The organism is Paenibacillus sp. FSL R5-0470, from assembly GCF_037975205.1.
Taxonomy (GTDB): Bacteria; Bacillota; Bacilli; order Paenibacillales; family Paenibacillaceae; genus Paenibacillus_AQ.
Genome location: NZ_CP150238.1, coordinates 4634948 through 4652086 on the forward strand (window position 1 = coordinate 4634948; position 17139 = coordinate 4652086).

Annotated in this window: 17 protein-coding genes; 2 read left to right on the top strand and 15 right to left on the bottom strand. The window is 43.9% G+C overall.

Annotated elements, in window-relative coordinates; translation table 11 throughout:
* Nucleotides 1-40: 40 nt before the first annotated feature.
* The 11 genes from MKY99_RS20510 to MKY99_RS20560 form a co-directional block, all read right to left on the bottom strand.
* On the bottom strand, nt 41-697 hold the full coding sequence (locus MKY99_RS20510) for a hypothetical protein (RefSeq protein WP_076284617.1): 657 nt from the start codon (nt 695-697) through the stop codon (nt 41-43).
* Entirely contained in the window at nt 694-1377 is a 684-nt protein-coding gene (locus MKY99_RS20515) for a hypothetical protein (protein ID WP_339266096.1), read from the bottom strand. Before MKY99_RS20515 ends, MKY99_RS20510 begins: the two co-directional genes overlap by 4 nt.
* Nucleotides 1378-1388: 11 nt before the next feature.
* Nucleotides 1389-2033: a YhbD family protein gene (locus MKY99_RS20520; protein WP_339242601.1), complete on the bottom strand. Its 645-nt coding sequence runs from the start codon at nt 2031-2033 to the stop codon at nt 1389-1391.
* A gap of 334 nt (nt 2034-2367) precedes the next feature.
* Nucleotides 2368-4215, bottom strand: a complete 1848-nt coding sequence (locus MKY99_RS20525) for a fibronectin type III domain-containing protein (protein ID WP_339266098.1) — start codon at nt 4213-4215, stop codon at nt 2368-2370.
* A 323-nt stretch (nt 4216-4538) separates the two neighbouring features.
* Nucleotides 4539-5147: a 50S ribosomal protein L25 gene (locus MKY99_RS20530; protein WP_052404365.1), complete on the bottom strand. Its 609-nt coding sequence runs from the start codon at nt 5145-5147 to the stop codon at nt 4539-4541.
* Nucleotides 5148-5357: 210 nt separating this feature from the next.
* Complete coding sequence (locus tag MKY99_RS20535; protein WP_042190014.1) at nt 5358-6323, bottom strand: ABC transporter ATP-binding protein; 966 nt, start codon at nt 6321-6323, stop codon at nt 5358-5360.
* Nucleotides 6316-7299, bottom strand: coding sequence for an ABC transporter ATP-binding protein (locus MKY99_RS20540; protein ID WP_076284612.1), 984 nt, complete (start codon nt 7297-7299; stop codon nt 6316-6318). Before MKY99_RS20540 ends, MKY99_RS20535 begins: the two co-directional genes overlap by 8 nt.
* A gap of 11 nt (nt 7300-7310) precedes the next feature.
* Nucleotides 7311-8234 (bottom strand): oligopeptide ABC transporter permease, encoded by a 924-nt coding sequence (gene opp4C / locus MKY99_RS20545; protein ID WP_156113156.1) that lies wholly within the window; start codon nt 8232-8234, stop codon nt 7311-7313.
* Between the two features lie 16 nt (nt 8235-8250).
* Nucleotides 8251-9204, bottom strand: a complete 954-nt coding sequence (locus MKY99_RS20550) for an ABC transporter permease (protein WP_339242616.1) — start codon at nt 9202-9204, stop codon at nt 8251-8253.
* A 55-nt stretch (nt 9205-9259) separates the two neighbouring features.
* Complete coding sequence (locus tag MKY99_RS20555) at nt 9260-11008, bottom strand: ABC transporter substrate-binding protein (protein ID WP_339266101.1); 1749 nt, start codon at nt 11006-11008, stop codon at nt 9260-9262.
* Nucleotides 11009-11243: 235 nt separating this feature from the next.
* On the bottom strand, nt 11244-12146 hold the full coding sequence (locus MKY99_RS20560) for a winged helix-turn-helix domain-containing protein (protein WP_339266104.1): 903 nt from the start codon (nt 12144-12146) through the stop codon (nt 11244-11246).
* An 880-nt stretch (nt 12147-13026) separates the two neighbouring features.
* Between MKY99_RS20560 and MKY99_RS20565 the strand changes: the two genes are divergently transcribed.
* Nucleotides 13027-13320 carry a GNAT family N-acetyltransferase gene (locus MKY99_RS20565; protein WP_042190028.1) on the top strand — a complete coding sequence of 98 codons (294 nt, stop codon included), beginning with the start codon at nt 13027-13029 and terminating at the stop codon, nt 13318-13320.
* An 83-nt stretch (nt 13321-13403) separates the two neighbouring features.
* Nucleotides 13404-14249, top strand: a complete 846-nt coding sequence (locus MKY99_RS20570; protein ID WP_076284608.1) for a GNAT family N-acetyltransferase — start codon at nt 13404-13406, stop codon at nt 14247-14249.
* Between the two features lie 78 nt (nt 14250-14327).
* Here MKY99_RS20570 and MKY99_RS20575 read toward each other — a convergent pair whose 3' ends face one another.
* The 4 genes from MKY99_RS20575 to MKY99_RS20590 all read right to left on the bottom strand — a co-directional run bounded on the left by MKY99_RS20575 (nt 14328) and on the right by MKY99_RS20590 (nt 17049).
* Nucleotides 14328-15083 (bottom strand): hypothetical protein, encoded by a 756-nt coding sequence (locus MKY99_RS20575; RefSeq protein WP_339266106.1) that lies wholly within the window; start codon nt 15081-15083, stop codon nt 14328-14330.
* A 25-nt stretch (nt 15084-15108) separates the two neighbouring features.
* Nucleotides 15109-15561: a flavodoxin gene (locus MKY99_RS20580; protein WP_339266108.1), complete on the bottom strand. Its 453-nt coding sequence runs from the start codon at nt 15559-15561 to the stop codon at nt 15109-15111.
* Nucleotides 15562-15730: 169 nt separating this feature from the next.
* Nucleotides 15731-16096 carry a VOC family protein gene (locus tag MKY99_RS20585; protein ID WP_042190035.1) on the bottom strand — a complete coding sequence of 122 codons (366 nt, stop codon included), beginning with the start codon at nt 16094-16096 and terminating at the stop codon, nt 15731-15733.
* A 92-nt stretch (nt 16097-16188) separates the two neighbouring features.
* Nucleotides 16189-17049, bottom strand: coding sequence for a helix-turn-helix domain-containing protein (locus tag MKY99_RS20590; RefSeq protein ID WP_339266110.1), 861 nt, complete (start codon nt 17047-17049; stop codon nt 16189-16191).
* Between the last annotated feature and the right edge of the window lie 90 nt (nt 17050-17139).

The window sequence follows — 17139 nt, forward strand, 5'->3', positions numbered from 1 at the left end:
CACTCCTCTTTTTCTCAAAAAAATGATTATACAATTCTCTTTATATCTTCACTTGATGCTTCACTGTTGCGTGCTTATGAACTTCTAGTGTATCGCGGAATTCCACCGTTTCAATTTCACAATCCGGACCAATGATTACACGTTCTCCCCTTACCATATTAGCCTTTGTATTGACCAGATCAATAGCATCGCCTTCGATTAGCCCCGCTTCAAACAGTATTTTCGAAGTTGGCTTCATCATATGCAGCAGTCTCCCCGTTTTACTCTTCTTAATGGTTAAGATACTGCCCCCAACCTCCTTCGCACTACTTGGACCAAACAATTTAATCTCCAAATGCTCAGCACTAAGTAATCCAGCTACGCTTAAGGCACCAGAAATTTGTAATTTTTCCCCTTCACAATCACCCTTCACATCCAAATTTCCGTAGAGATGAAGCTCATCGATTTTTACGGAGGCTGCTTTTATTTCACCCTGTCCACGTAAGGAATCCCCTTCAAGATTACCCTCGAGTGCAATTTCGCCAGTGATTTTCATTTGCTTCATATGCAGATTTCCAGCTATATTGGCATTTCCAGTCAGATTCATCTTTTCGCAATTCACATCTCCAGCGAATTTGCATTCTCCAGTGATCTTAACATCTTTGAAAGAACCACCGGCTGAAGATGTTGTTCCAATTATTTTCAGATTATCATTCACAGGGCCTTCTCCACCTTTCCAACCTTAGCCTCTGGATGCACTGTAATTTGTTCGCGATACTCTACCCGTCCGAGTGTACAGCCTGGGCCAATAATGACAATATTTCCTCTGATGATATCCGCAGTTGTATATTCTACATCTATAAAATCTCCCTCGATCGTTCGAGCACATAGCTCAGGCCGAAGTTTAGGGATGATTCCGCTAAACATCTTACTCCAAAACCCATTATTCACTTGCCGTATCACGAGGCTTTCCACACCAATTTCATTAGCCTTCCCTTGACTCTGCAGTTTGAAATCCACATGACCGGCACTTAGTAAACCACCAACACTAAAGCTACCTTCACCTACGAAATCCTCAAGCTCACAATCCCCTTTGATACTCACCATTCCGTTAAGGGTACAGCTTTCACCTCGAAAACTCTTACCTACATTAAGAACCCCATCCACCTTTAGGGTACCAAAACGCATATTACCCATCACTTTGATGACCCCGTTGCATTCTGCTTCTTCTGCTGCGAGATCATCATTCAAATTCATATGCCCATTTCCTTTAAACATTCGCGCCACAATCGGTCCGACTACTTTACCTACACCATCCATGTTTACGTTGTTGTAAGTACCTCCGGCCCCACCACTAACCCCGTTTATTATCAAATCAGGCAGCTGATTTTTGTCCATTACTCTTCCTCCTATTCAACAAGCTTGTAGGCAAGCTTACCTTTCAATTGTTCGATCAAATCTGCATATGTCATTTTACTGACTAATCTAACCCCTTCATCAAACCATAACTCCGCAGGCGCTTGTGCCAGAATGAAGGATGAAACCCCCATTTTCCGGACAAAAAACAACTCCCAGCTTCCACTCTCGAGCCTTGAAACTTTCTCCTGCAAAGTGCGAAACAGAAGCTCCGCCTCCTCCATACTCATTTCCCCAGCACTAAGCAGGCGGTCTACGGCGAATAAATGAACGAGCTCCTCAAAAGTATATTTACTTTCATCACCGAGACTTTCTCCAAATTTCCTCAGCGTTGTTGTCGAAACAATGTTACGTTCTATAATTTCCTTAGCAGTTACACTCACCTTCTCAAAGGATGCCTTATCCGATAGCTTATCAGCCATTTCATCCAAAGAAAGCCCATCTTTCATATTCACAATGTTGTGAATTCGCGACAAGATCATCTCTTTAGGAAAAAAAGTCTCTTGTCCAGTAAAGGTAGATTTGCGAATAAACCATTCCTCGGGGATTAACTGCTTCCTTTTCCAGCGATACAATTGCCCATATGAAATACCGGTTAAATCCAGCAGTTGCTTCTTCGAAATCAAATCATCTTCCATATGCGATCACTCCTCGAAAACATCGTAACATAACACTGTTACGTTGTAAATAAAACACTCCCCCCTTAAATTTCCTACTGAAACAAATCATTGCATTAAAGTTTCCCTCCAAGATTTTACGACACAAGAAAAGAGTGAACCTCCGTCTAGAGGAGGAACTTCGCTCTTTTACCCGCACTGTATTCTTTGATTTAAGCTAGGCTGTTGCTTCACTCTTCATTTAAAACAAAGAAAAGAAAGCCCTCCCGAACCAATACTATGGCATCTGGGACAGCCTTCTTTATTTTACTTGCTCTATCTACGAATTTTATTGTTCAAGTCTTTCATAATCTCACTACTGAACAAAAGTATAATGAGCTGAATCATATTGTGGGCCGGATTTCTCATAAGTGAACCAGTACTCAATGCTGCTGCCAGCACTTAACCCACTCACAGTCTGTTTCCATGTACCTGAGCTGTTGGTCATCCGGTAATTAAGCTGTGGCCCCCCGTTAACCTTATAATGCACATCTACATAAAGAGCACTGGTCACAGGTGTAATATAAATGCTCGCTTCTGTTGAAGAAAGTCTCGTTACCCCTGCTGTAAAGTCAGCCGTCACATGATCACCGCCTCCGCTGCCTCCAGTGGGATTTGTAGTAACTGTTGCGGCATTACTAGCGGATGATAAATTACCTGCTGCGTCCGTAGCTTTTACTGTAAACGTATAGGCTGTGCTCGGAGTAAGTCCACTAACAGTTGCTGTAGTTCCGACCACAGAGGCTACCTGCTGTGTTCCGCGATAAACGAGATATCCCGTTACACCAACATTATCAGTTGAAGCAGACCAGCTCAGGTTAACTGCTGTATCCGTCTTGCTGGTTACTGTCAGATTAGCAGGTGTAGTAGGTGCTATCGTGTCTCCAGTATTACCACCACCCGTCAAGTATTGCCCGGTGAATGGGTTAAATCGATGCAGGGATAGAATTAACCAACCCGTGCTGGACACGCAGTTTTGCTGTGCCATCACCCAATAGCTGTTGCTGGTCCCTTTCAGTGAGTACGGGATTCCCCCAAGCGAAGCGCCGCTTGTGCCTTGTTTTTTAATAATTTCAGTGTTAATGGCATCCGCTTTGGATACATTGCCTTGCATAAAGTAGGCGAGCGACATAAATGCGCTTCCTTCAAACCATACATCAGCACCCGTATTGCCAATTTGATTCCCATTATCGTCATACGCTGGCAAAACTTCGTCGGTCCAGTCAAAATCATAACCGGTGAGTGTATTTCCAGCATCATTGTAAGTAAGCGTCTGCTTGTAACGCGGATTTGCAAGGGTCCCCGGGGTGCCGGAGGCATTTTCAACATAGGCTATGCTTGCTCCATAGTTATGCGTTCCGGATACGCCTAAAGCCAGTACTCCCCATGGATTCACGTCCAATGGAATTTTAGGGTCAATCAGATTCGTATCGTTTTTCCAGCCTCCCTTGAAGCGTTTGACACTGTCATCCCACACATAATTATCCAGGAAGGTTTTGACTCCAGAAGCTGCGCTATTGTATGTGGCAGCCTTTGAGGAATCCACCGAAGCATAATACTGCAGCACTCGGTAAATATCGATATTGTGCTCGGTTGAGCTCCAAGGCTCATCGGAGTTACTCCAAGCACTCCATCCTCCAGCAATACTGCCATTTGCCTTTTTATAGGACAAGCTCCAATCGAGCGCTTTGAGCGCCATCGGACGATATCGCGTGTCATTATATTCCTTCTCATAGGCCATAGCAGCCATTGCCATCCATACTACCGGCCCCACATGTTTACGGATTTCTTCTCCGAAGCCATTGTTATACCAATAAGAATTCAGCCAGAAGCCTGAAGGGTCCTGAATGTCTCGCATTTTGTTCAACACTTGCTCTGCCCGTGTCCGTTCACCTTTTACAATAAAGGCAATAGCTGCAACAGCTTGATCATACGTATATACAATCTGTTTGGGGTTGTTAGGTCCCCAGAAATCCTCAAAGCTATCTACCAAGCCTTCAAAAGCATATCCCGCTGTTGCATCCTGCTGGGCCTTCAACCAGATTAAAGCACGATTTGAAGCATCACTTGTGGCATCTGCACTCGCTTTTCCACCAAAAGGTAGAGCTACCCCAAGCACCAACAGACTTGTCATTAAGATCGAAAACAGCTTCCTCATCTTCATAACTTTCCTCCTCATAATCATGATGAACTGGGCAATGAGAGTTCTTTGAAGCATAATACTAAAGCGTTTTCAAACAGCGACAACAGGAACTTTTGAATTCTTTACCATGGTAATTGTCCTCATTTTCAGCCTTCGCGGCCTATTCGTCAACGATTTTCTGTAAAATTTTAACTAAATGAGGCGAAACAACCATAAATCCCATTTAAGAAACTATACGAAAGACCGCACTTATTTTATTAATTCGTGTTCACGAAGACAAAACAAAAAGAGCAGACAGCTCCTTGGGTAGGATTCTATCTGCTCTTTATGATTTAATCACTATTCTATTCTGCTTTATCTTCACCAGAAGCTTCGACTGCAGCTGGTTCAGCAGCATCTTCATCGGTTGGCTCTTGAGCTGCTGGAGGTGCGATCCGGACAATCAAAGTGTCCTCAGGCGTCAATACTTCCCAGCCTTCATGCTTCGGAAGATCAGACACCAGCAATTGATCACCAATATCTAGTCCACTGAGATCCACCTCAAAGGATGCCGTTAATTTATCTGGAAGTGTGCGAATATCCAGCTCATGCAATTCAATTTGCTGCACGCCGCCACTCTTCACACCTACTGGATCACCTGTAAAGTGGAATGCCACTTTTGTATCCAATTTAGCCTTCATATCAATTTGTTGAAAATCAATATGCAGCAGTTGTTTGGATACTGGCTGGCGCTGGATCTCTTGGATGACAACGTTCTTTTTACCCGAGTCTGGTAATTCCAAGGTTAATACTGCCCGAGGGTTATTAGCCAAAATCCCGGTAATTGTCTTAGCATCCGCTGTAAAGGACTGGCTATCTGAACCTGCACCGTACACGACTACCGGTACAAAGCCTTTTCTGCGCTGTGAAGAAGTCGAGCCGGATCTTTCTGTCAAACGTACTGTTGTATTCACGATGATTCCTCCTAAGTAGGGATTTTATACTAGACCGATTAGATATGTACGTCTAACCTAACCACTCTCTATTACCCCATTAACCTGGCTTCGAAACCCTTTAAGACTTTTTGTGCTCAGGCAAAAATAAGGTCAAATTGTATTATTATACAATTCAACTTTAATTATTCAAGACTTAGGAGCGAATCCTCATTATATCTTTGACAGCTATTAGACTAAATGACAAGCTACAAAATGGTTATTGCCGGCATCACGGAATTCCGGGATTTCAGATCTGCAAACCTCTTGTGCATAGGGACACCGGGTATGGAATTTACAGCCAGAAGGAGGGTTCACCGGACTTGGAATATCCCCCTTAAGGACAATTCTTTCCCTTTTCAGCTTGGGAATAGGTATTGGAACAGCTGATAGCAATGCCTTGGTATACGGGTGGAGCGGATTCTTAAATAATTCATCTCTAGAAGCCGTCTCCATCATAGATCCCAGATACATAACACCGATTCTTGAACATAAATGCTCAACCACACTCAAATCATGGGAGATGAACAAATAGGTTAGCCCACGGCTCTGCTGCAGCTTACTGAATAAATTAATAATCTGTGCTTGGATGGACACATCCAAGGCCGAGACTGGCTCGTCTGCAATGATTAGCTCAGGATTCAGTACAAGCGCACGCGCGATTCCGATCCGTTGTCGCTGTCCTCCTGAGAATTCATGCGGGAAGCGATCAATATGATAAGAGGATAAACCACATGCCTCAAGCGCCTCAAGTACCCGATCACGAACCTCTGATTTTGAGCATAAGCCATGATCCAGTAAAGCTTCTCCGATAGCATCTCCTATGCGGACCCGAGGGTTAAGTGAGCTATACGGGTCTTGAAAGATTAGCTGCATTTGGGGTCTGATATTTCGCAATTCAGCGGGAGACAAAGAATGAATGTCTATCCCTTTGAATTTGATCTCGCCTGCCGTTTTATCCGTTAGCCGTAAAATCGTCCGTCCGACCGTACTCTTTCCGCTCCCGGATTCTCCTACAAGCCCAAACGTCTCCCCTGGCTGAAGCGTGATGCTAATATCATCAACAGCCTTTACATGCCCAACCGTCCGGTTAAGCAATCCCTTAGTGACAGGGAAATATTTCTTCAGATGATTGACCTCAAGCAGTGCCTCAGGCATGAACAACCGCCTCCTCATACAACCAGCAAGCTACCTTTTGTCTGCTGGCCACTTCTTTAAGCTGGGGCTGCTGGCTGACACATACAGGCATGCAATGCTCACAGCGGTCATGAAAATAACAAGAGGGTACCAGCTCTAGCGGATTTGGCACTTGACCTGGTATGGAATACAGCTCATCCTGTCGCTGATTGATAACTGGCTTCGATTTGAGCAGCCCTTTCGTATAAGGGTGTTTGGGATTGTTGAACAATTCAACAACCTCCCCCTCCTCCACAATCTTTCCGGAGTACATAACAATCACGTAATCAGCCATCTCCGCGACTACACCCAGATCATGGGTGATTAATAGAATAGACATGCCGGAGTTGTCTTTAATTTCACGAAGCATATCCAGAATTTGTGCTTGAATCGTTACATCCAGCGCCGTTGTCGGTTCATCTGCAATCAATAACTTTGGACTGCATGCGATAGCAATAGCGATCATTATCCGCTGCAGCATCCCTCCACTTAATTCATGTGGATAACTATCAGCAATTTGCTCAGGTCGTGATATGCCTACCTGTTTTATTAGTTCAATCGCCCGGATACGCGCCTGCTTCTTATTCATCTTCAAATGCACGATCAACGGCTCCATAATTTGTTCACCGATCTTGATTACAGGATTAAGAGAGGACATAGGCTCCTGGAAGATCATCGCGATCTCGTTGCCACGGATGGCTCGCAGTGTGTTTTTGTCCATTTGCAACAAATCTTCACCCTGAAAATCAATTTTACCATGGGCAACCTTGCCCCCTGGCTCTTCAACAAGACCCATGATGGACATTGCAGTTACACTTTTGCCGCAGCCCGATTCTCCGACGATACAGACCGTCTCTCCTTCACGGACACGGAAGCTTACATCATCAACGGCTTTCACTTTTCCTTCTTCCGTGAAGAAGTATGTACTTAGACCGTCTATATTCATTAAATCACTCATGTGAGGGTCACCTACCTCTTCTGTTTAGGATCAAGTACGTCCCGGAGTCCGTCACCAAAAATATTGATCGCGATTACTGTCGCGAAGATGGATAGCCCAGGCGGAATCCACAGCCACGGCCGATCCTTGAAGTCGATCATATTATTCGCTGCGTCAATCATATTGCCCCAGGTTGGCGTTGGCGGCATAACACCTAGCCCAAAAAAGCTAAGAACCGATTCACTCAGAATAGCGCCACCGATGTTGAGCGTTGCCATAACGATCAGCAGCGGGATAATGTTCGGCAGCAAATGGTTAAATAATTTACGCCGATCCCGAAGGCCTAATACTACAGCTGCTTGCATAAACTCACGTTCTCTCAGACTAAGCATTTGCCCCCGTACCATACGCGCCATACCTGGCCAGCTCACAATGCTGAGCATAAGCATAACGATATACATCCGGTAGTCCGTTGGAATCTTCCACTCTGATAATAATGCTCCAAAAATAAAAAGCAGCGGCAAACTCGGAACCGTCAATAAAAGATCCGCAATCCGCATTATGATTTGATCGGCGATTCCGCGGTAATACCCAGCTATGGCTCCCAAAAGAGCCCCGATAAACACTGAAAGAACCATTGATGCCAGTCCTACTGTTAGTGAAATGCGTCCTGCCTGCATCACCCGGGTCAAAATATCTCTGCCCAGCGCGTCAGTGCCAAGCCAATGCTTCATATCAGGGGCCTTGTTCATCAGTGCCATATTTATTTTGTTATCCGTATAGGGTGAGAACAGCGGGCCAATAAAACAAAGCGCAAACATAAAGATCACTACCACAAACCCGGATACCGCCAGCTTGTTCTTCAGCAACCTCCGAAGGGATTGCCGGAATAAAGAGGATTTTCCTTTGGTGGTCTGGGGTTTCGAGATACCCGCTACATTACTTTGAACTGCCACGTCAGCTTCCTCCTCTCTATAGCCGAACTCTAGGATCGGCAATCCGGTACAAAACATCCGAAAGCAACGTTCCTATGACGGTAAGTATGGCAATAAACATCGTAAAGCCCATCAGCAAAGGATAATCCCTAAGTCCGAAGGACTGCATATACAGCTGGCCAATCCCAGGCCAATTGAATATTTTTTCAATAATAAGTGATCCGCCAAATAGTGCTGGAAGCTCGAAACCAACCAGTGTAATTGCGGGCAGCAAGGCATTACGTAAGGCGTGTGTAAATAGCACCTTTCGCTCTTTTAAGCCTTTGGCACGGGCGGTGCGGATATAATCCTGTTTTAAGACATCGATCATATTACTGCGGAAATAACGGGTGAGTGAGCCCAATCCAAGTAGAGTCATAACAACAACTGGAAGGGTCATATGCGTTACAATCTCCTTAAAATACGCCAGACCCGTAGCATTACTACCTGTCGTGATTATTCCACCCGGAGGGAGCCACTTGAGATCGACGGCCAGGATTTTGATCAGGAATAAGCCTATAAAAAATGACGGCAGTGACATTGCTGCGAATATAGCGATCATCACGAGTGTATCGAACCAGGAATATTGCTTATAAGCTGAAATCACACCAATAATAACTGCAATCACCCACGTCAGAAACGTGGAAACGGCAGCCAGTAGAAAGGAGTTCCAAATATAATCATTAAAAAGCTGCAGCACAGGCTTTTGTTGGGCTAAGGAATACCCGAAATCGCCATGCAGCGCATTCTTCATCCAGATTCCATAGCGCTCAAGCATCGGCTTGTTTAAGCCGTAAATCTCACGCAGCTCAGCTTTACGTTCTGCAGTCAATTTGATATTTCCGGTTATGAAGTCTCCGGGAGTTGAAGCATACAGGCAGAAGATCAATAATGATGCCGCAAATAAGATAATGACCATGTACAACAGTCTTTTCGATAAATAAGCGCTCATGACAGACTCCTTATGATTTGTCCCCTGCTCATCAGAGCAGGGGACACTGTTTTATTTATTTCAGGCTCCAAGTTGGCAGACTGCCAGCAAGACCGATGAACGGGCTGACCGATAGATTCTCAATACGTCCGTTATAGGCGTATACAGTCTTTTTGTAACTTGTGAAAATAATAGGCAGTTCATCATTGAAGAGCTGATACAGCTCTTTGTATACCGCTTTGCGTGCTTCAATATCAGTAGTAGCCAAGGCTTTATTGTACAGTTCCAGGAATTTCGGATTGTCATAATCCGTGATTTCTCCATCGAAGAATTGCATAAACCCGTCAGCCGGATCAGTCAACATACTAGTGGAGAAGGATACGAGATCGTAGTCCCCGCCTTCTACCTTAGATACCAAAGAGTTAAAGTCTGCAAAAACCTCAGGCTGGAAATCGATACCCAGTGCTTCAAAATTCTCTTTAGCTACAGCAATGAAAATATCTGTATTTTTGCTCTTAGAGCCGAGGTAGTGAATGGTAAGCGGTTTGCCATCTTTTTCACGGATACCACCCGCGCCTACTGTCCAGCCTGCTTCATCCAGCAATTGTTTTGCTTTTTCCGGATCATATTTGTAAGGATTAATGCCTTCCTCCGTGTAAGACCAAGAGATAGGGGATGCCGGGATGTTGGCAATTGAGCCTGCACCTTGCGCTGCATCTACATAAATACTCTGACGATCCAGACCGTACACAATGGCTTGACGTACAAGCTTATCCTTGAGCTGTTCATGCTTCAGATTGACTTGCAAATAACCGTAGGTACTTGGAGTGTAAGGAATAATATTAACAAAACCGAGCGCTTTCAGCTTCTCGATATTCTCGTCTGTCGCACTAAAAGAAGCGTAGTCTACCTCACCTGTTTCTACGAACTGCCATACATCGCCTTCCGTAGTTTTATAAATGAAATGCTCCGTCTTTGGTTTACCTTTGAAATAATTCTCATTCGCTACAAAACGCACTTCTTGCCCCGGAATAAATTTCTCCAGCTTGTAAGGTCCATCTCCAAGTGGCTTCTCATGCAGCTTCTTGATGTATTCAAGATCTCCAAATTTATAGTCCTTGCCATAGTAAGCTTTCGACAGAACATTCGAGCCGAGCTGTACCAGCGCTGTTGCGTTTGGTTGCTCAAGTGTCACTGAGACCGTCTGTGGATCAATCACTTTTATCCCTTCTATTGCTGTAGCAGAACCATCTTTATAGGCTTTGCCGCCTTTAACATTTAGTGATGGAAGCTGGGAGCTACCGTCATACGATTTGTCATATTGGATCGTCCAAGTAAAAGCCACGTCATCTGCTGTCAATGGTGAACCGTCGCTGAATTTCAGATCTTTTCTCAAGTGGAACGTGTATGTAAGCTGATCATCCGAAACATCCCAGCTTTCTGCAAGTTCCGGTGTTGGAACGCCTTTATCGTCTACAGTTACGAGAGAAGCATATAGCAGTGAGGATACATTGCCATCATAACCACTTTGCTGAAAATACGGAGTAAAAGCTCCGCTTGGGTCCGTTAACCCTACGATAATGGTGTCTGTACGTTTCTGTGCAACTGCTGGAAGTTTGGACAAATCGGTTGCGGTAAAAGGCTCGCTTAGCGCACCCGCAGGAACAGTCTCTGCCGGAGTTGTTGCTTCCACATTGGTTGAATTGGACCCTGCAGCCGCGTTGTTACCAGACGAGGATTCGTTATTACTGTTGTTAGCGCAAGCAGAAAGTAACAGTGAACCCGTAAGCAGTAATGAAGTGATTACAATCGCATTTTTTCTCATGTACCTATCTCCCTTTTCTCTCTAATAGAATAATAACTATAATTCCTACCTGTTAAGTATGAATAACTTCTGATGTTCATTATAGAAAGGTTTTCGAGTTCTGTAAAGAGAGAACTTTAAAAAAATTCTCTATAAACAGAATCAAATGAAAATTAAGACAACTAAAAAAAGCCAAAACCCTCTCTGCATAAGAGAATTCTGACTTTTAGATGGTTATATTTTTTTTGTGAAATGATTATTTTAAATACTCAAATAGCTGCTCATTCATCCGATGAATGCCTTCCAGGCGTAAACTATATCCGGTGACATTCTCCCCTTCAATATAGGCATGAAGCAAACCTGCACAACGAAGATTAAAAATATGATCGTGAACAATCCCCTTCGAGATTCCCGCATGCTTAACAATTTCGGTGAATGTTTTGCGACCACCGCTAAGAGCATGGAGAATTTTCAGGCGGCTTTTTTCACCCAGACTACGAATGGCTCTATACATAAAAGGTGAAATTTCCTCGTTCTCCATCGAAATCCAGGCCGCATAATGACAGATTGTTAATTCACCGTAGCAATAGATAATATTAGCAGGCTGAAAATGATACTGTGGAATTAATACAAGCTTCTTAAGCCCATCAGTACGCATGAAATAGAATCCGTTGGTCGTTTTGTTCACAAAATCAGCAGTATCCAGTTCATTAAGCTCCATGTTCTTCAAATCCGTATGCTCCTGTAATTTGCTTAGAATCGCAGGATTGCATTGACTAAAGTACTGGCGGTTCCATTCGGAGAGTAAAAATACTACCCGATTACGGTAATCCTCCATATGGCTTGGAAATACCTTTACATATTTTGATAAGGTCTCATATAACTCGCCAACTGTTAACCCTTCAATCCAGTTCAGTACACTGTCTACATCATCCTTGAATGGACAACAGTAAATGAGCAGATTCAACATTTTCCATTCATTGTTTAATTCAGTTTCCTTCAGACGGGATAATAGTTCCTCACTTAGGGTGCTTTCAATTTCAGTAACCCACGCTACCCCTAGGTCAATCTTCTTATAGGATTTTTTGCAGAGATAAGTATGTAAGCTATTCAATAACTCATAAATCGATCCAAATTCAACCTCAACTTTGTATTCCACAATGATTCCTCCTGCTAGCGGTTCTTTTCAGTAGTGAGATATTCTCTTAATCTTATTGTATTATCCTGAGAATACGCAAGCTACTTTATAAACGGGAGTGTATAAAAATTCACTAACTGCTGCTTGACTACTGTTTGAATGCAGAATTTATTTTCATCTCCTTTGATTTTGAGATTGCGAGAGTCTAAAAGGGAATTGCTACTCATATGCAGCAGGACATTACAGTTCGGCTCCATCGGTGAACACATACCCTCACGATGTTGCTATCGGGCACAGTGGACCTTATAAGCAGTATCCCCCCAATTTGGGGTTCTATCGGACTCCATAGGCGTTATTGGCATAGAAATCGCCTAATTTGTGCTTTTTCCTAAGGAATAGCTGCAATGGAGTCTGAAACTTTACTCAAACGGCTAAAAATTTGCAAATAACGTCATCTGAGTCCGAAAGCTCCAATGGATGATTATGATAACAGGAGTTTTGGCACGCTGAGGTCTCAAGGATTCCCATGAGTCCGGCTGTCCTGGATGTTCCTGCGTCAGAGTGCCAGGAATGTCTGGGCCGGCTTGCGTATCCAGCACACCAGCTTGTCCAGAAATTCTAGTCCTCCCACCTTCTCGGCTCGCCAAAAGTCACTCGATCACGTCTGCCTCCTGTCCCCATTCCGCAAAGCCAGACTACTTGCAGAACAAACATTACAAAGCAACTGCCTTGAGTAACATGAGCGCATCATTCACACCAATAATCCTAACTTCCTCGATAAATCCATCTATGGAACACCATCAAACGTCCAGGGCGCGCAATCAATCTGCTTCGTTCCTCGCTTTTTGCAAATCATGGTAGTAAAATATAGTCAATAACATTTTAGGAGTGAAGCCATAAGATGCAAATTCAAACTGGAACAGGACGTTTTTTTGTTGCGAATGACGGTAAGGACCTTGCCGAGATCACATACAGTTTGGATAAAGATGCTGGGGAATTGGTCATTGACCACACTCGTGTCTCTGAGGAACTGCGCGGTCAAGGTACCGGTGAAGAACTTGTACGGGCTGTTGTAGATAAGGCTCGAAATGAAAATTTGAAAATTGTTCCTGTGTGCTCCTATGCAGCTCATCAATTTGAGAAGCATCCGGAGTATAAGGACGTGCTGAGCGGGAACACAGGCGAGCGAGACTGATCTCCGTTCCCGTTTCCGTGAAGCTTTATTAACCTATTCGAACTAATACACTTAGTTCAAATACACTTTAGGAGGAAACGGGTTTGACTACTACTGATACTTTGAGAAATATAGAAGAATTACAAGAACGCTGTGAGCAATATGATGGAATTTCATTGAAATTGAATTGGGATATGCTTCGCCAGCCATCAAGCGTAGGAGATACGGAATGGCTCGTGACTTATGAAGATGATTTACTCGTCGGCTTCTTAGGACTTTATGGATTCGGAAGCGATATGGAGGTCTGTGGTATGGTTCGACCAGGCTACCGCCGACGGGGCATCTTCACCTCACTGTGGAACCGAGCGCAAACTATTATCAAACGAGGCAATGTTGATACCCTACTTCTAAACGCTCCTGCTGCCTCATCATCTGGTGTAGCATTCCTTCAAACGCTACCACTAGAGTTTAATCACGCGGAATACCAAATGAAATGGGGCGGAAATTCGGTTGCTTCTTCTGAAGCAAGCTCAGCCACAGGGACTGTGATCTTACGCCCTGCTCGTGAAGACGAAGCCCCAATTCTCGTTGAGCTGGATTGTGGAGGCTTTGACATAAAGACTGAAGATGCTGCCGAACTCTATGACCTGCAGAAACAGGAAGGCCTGCAAGAACATATTATGATCGAAATGGACGGACAACCTGTTGGTAAAATGCGGCTGTGGACCGAAGATAATGAAACCTGGATTTATGGATTTACTGTCAGCAAGAAGCTACGGGGGCTAGGCATTGGACGAAGTGCACTTCTTCAAACGATCGAACGAGAACGTAAAAACTATAATGGAATTAATCTCGAGGTCGCTCTAGATAACCCCAATGCGCTTAAGCTATATGAAAGCTGTGGCTTTATCATTCAGAATAAACAGGATTATTACCGTTATATCGGCTAATCCATAGAATTAAAGCCTCCTGTCTAATGGGCGTTCTCGCCTGTAGAGCAGGAGGCCTTATTTTATTATTAGGAGTAATCACATGAGCCCAAAGCCTCCAACATTAGCTTCGCCTCTATCATTTCTACGGTCGCTACAGTTTAATGAGCCATCAGCGTGCACTTCCTGCTCCAGAAATACAGATAACAATCGAACATAATCCAAAGACTCCTTATACGGGACTGCATTTCCCTTGTAAGAGTATTTACGACCCTCTTGCAAGGAGTAGATTTCCACGGTCTCCGCAGGTTCACCGTAAGCCGCATAACAAAAGACGTTTGTCATATGCAAAAAGCCCGCAATAGTATCCTCATTGCCATTCACCATAAATTTCTGAATGTTCAGGCTTCGACCATTCTGAGTAGAATTCCAAGCTAATTGAGTAATCATCGAAAGCTCCAAGCTCAGCTCCGGGACTGGCACATACCACTGCTCGTATAGCATTACCGGAATTTCCAGTAAATGATTGGTCGAAACGATACGCATTAGTTCATCCGCTATACTCGTCTTGATATCCCAATATTGCAGTAATGAAGGAAAAGCATCCCCCCTAGGTGGCCAACGACGCTCTAACAGAAATTGTATCGGTGTCTCCCTTCGAACTTCAGGCAGCAAACTATAAAAGTCGTTAAGTGTATGCCCTACAGCATATTGAACCTGCTGGCGCCAGCGTGGGAGCCCGGTCGCTGGAGCTCCGCTTGATAAATTCTCGGCCCCTCCAAGCATAATGTGCTCCACTCGATAATCATGCAGTCGTTTATATGGAGGCGTATGTAAATTCACTTGTTTCTTCATCCAACTTCCCGCTGGCCCGCCCATCCTATGATGCCACCATACAAGCTTCGATAAATTGACGACCGAATTGACGGCAAGCTTCTTTTTCAGCAGCGTTCGGGCCATATTCAATCTTAAGACTATCCTGTAATATTACAGCTCCACGTTCCTTTAACTTCTCCACGAATAAGTCCACGGCTCCACAATAAATCGCGTAACCTGTGTCTCCACTGCCAAAAACTGCTGATTTCATAGCAGTCAAATCAAGCTCATCCATCTCCTCATAGAAATCAAGAGCTTCATCAGGTAGCTCACCATCTCCCCAAGTGTATGCCCCTAACAGGATGCCTTCATATGAATTTATCTCAACCGCGTTACATTCAGTGACCGATTTCAAAACGGCTTCACCGCCTGCTTGGCGTATTCCCTCTACAATCAATTCAGCCATTTCCTCAGTGTTTCCAGTTAGACTGGCGTATGCCACTAGCACTTTAGTCATCTTTCTGTTCCTCCCATTACTAAACATAAAATTTAAATGATGTGTGCTTCACCCTCATTCTATTTGATAATGATTATCATTGTCAAATGAATAAAATAAAAAAAACGCAAACTCCCGTTTATTCACACGGTTGTTGTTTGCGTTCAATCCCTTTTTTGTTCAAAATTATTTAGTATGCTCCTTCGAGCAAGGTAATGTGATTACCATCTGGATCGCGGAAATTCATTTCTTTCCCGCCATACGCCATCGTAACCGGTGGCTGACAATCCAGTCCCTTAGCCTTTAACTGCTCGTACGTCTCATCGAGATTATCACAGCTGAATACTAAATTAACAAAGCCAGTCGTGAGCTTTTCCCATTTCGTCTCATCCCAAATGATGATTCCAGGCTGCTTCTTGTCGAATCCAATCTTTGCGCCATCAAAATTGCCGTAGCCTTCGAACGGAATTGGAATCCCTAGCACCTCCGAATAAAATGCAGCCAACGCAGCAGTATCCTTAGTGTAGATGTTAGTACCTTCAAAAGACGAAATCATAATTTGTCCCCTTTCATTCTCATCATCATAGTGCCCATTTCTTACTTGAGTTTAACAAGGCTAGCACCCTTTGTATTGCAAAATTGCGACATTTATCTGCCCGCATAGACTAAAGCCTCAAGTGGTGTTCTTCCTGCATATTTCTTGAAACTGTTTATAAAATGAGGCTGGTGGCTGAATCCATACGTAAAAATAAGATCCTGCATATTCTTCGTCTGCACAGGCAGTTGATACATTTCCCGCCATACATTCTGAAATCGCACAAGGTCAGCTGTTTTTTTAGGCGATACACCTATGTATTCTTGAAAAAGTCTTTCGAGTTGGCGTCGGCTTAGATTAGAGCTGGTTTCCAAATCCTCAGCTGTTACCACACCCTTTTGTTTAATTAGGGTATAAATTGCATTCATCATTCGATCATTAGTCCATCCACCACGCTCAAGACGCTGAAAAAGATAAGCCTCAGCTGCCACTATCCTATCATTCATAGAATTTGCTTGTTCCAGCAGAAGTCCTAGCTCTTTTTTAAAAGTACAAAAGTATTGGTCCACATCTACAAATGCATTCAGGACATCCCGGAGATGGTCATCTGCAAAAAAATGAACGGCCCAGAAATGAAATCGGATACCAAAGGTTGAGATCATACCTTCCCCTCTGTCTGAAGGGACTTCAAAAGGAGCATCATTGATGCCGGAAAAAACGGTAGTTGTTAAGCCTGTCGACTCATTCAGATTCCAAATAATGTCCATGCATGTATCTGGAATAATTGTTTCCATTCGAGGTTCGTAACCAGATGCCTTGTCCACTACGTGAACGGATGCCTCTGTAGGAATACGCGGTGTGACAGAGCCCCAGAAACAGCGAATATATGGCTGCAAAGCTTGACTGGGTAGAAATTCACTAGTTTGTGCTGGATTTGCAGTTATCGGGAAATATAGAGGCGCAAGATTGAACATAAGCTGCTATTCTCCGATCATAAATATTGTAAAGACTCTGATATCTGATCATATACAATCATTGCTTGATCTACCAGAATAATAGCTGTG

Bases quoted from the DNA above. Each gene is read 5' to 3' on its own strand.
- MKY99_RS20590 (WP_339266110.1), bottom strand. From the start codon at position 17,049: ATGTTCAATCTTGCGCCTCTATATTTCCCGATAACTGCAAATCCAGCA.
- MKY99_RS20525 (WP_339266098.1), bottom strand. From the start codon at position 4,215: ATGAAGATGAGGAAGCTGTTTTCGATCTTAATGACAAGTCTGTTGGTG.
- MKY99_RS20555 (WP_339266101.1), bottom strand. From the start codon at position 11,008: ATGAGAAAAAATGCGATTGTAATCACTTCATTACTGCTTACGGGTTCA.
- MKY99_RS20515 (WP_339266096.1), bottom strand. From the start codon at position 1,377: ATGGACAAAAATCAGCTGCCTGATTTGATAATAAACGGGGTTAGTGGT.
- MKY99_RS20540 (WP_076284612.1), bottom strand. From the start codon at position 7,299: ATGAGTGATTTAATGAATATAGACGGTCTAAGTACATACTTCTTCACG.
- MKY99_RS20585 (WP_042190035.1), bottom strand. From the start codon at position 16,096: ATGATTTCGTCTTTTGAAGGTACTAACATCTACACTAAGGATACTGCT.
- MKY99_RS20535 (WP_042190014.1), bottom strand. From the start codon at position 6,323: ATGCCTGAGGCACTGCTTGAGGTCAATCATCTGAAGAAATATTTCCCT.
- MKY99_RS20575 (WP_339266106.1), bottom strand. From the start codon at position 15,083: ATGAAGAAACAAGTGAATTTACATACGCCTCCATATAAACGACTGCAT.
- MKY99_RS20520 (WP_339242601.1), bottom strand. From the start codon at position 2,033: ATGGAAGATGATTTGATTTCGAAGAAGCAACTGCTGGATTTAACCGGT.
- MKY99_RS20550 (WP_339242616.1), bottom strand. From the start codon at position 9,204: ATGAGCGCTTATTTATCGAAAAGACTGTTGTACATGGTCATTATCTTA.
- MKY99_RS20565 (WP_042190028.1), top strand. From the start codon at position 13,027: ATGCAAATTCAAACTGGAACAGGACGTTTTTTTGTTGCGAATGACGGT.
- MKY99_RS20580 (WP_339266108.1), bottom strand. From the start codon at position 15,561: ATGACTAAAGTGCTAGTGGCATACGCCAGTCTAACTGGAAACACTGAG.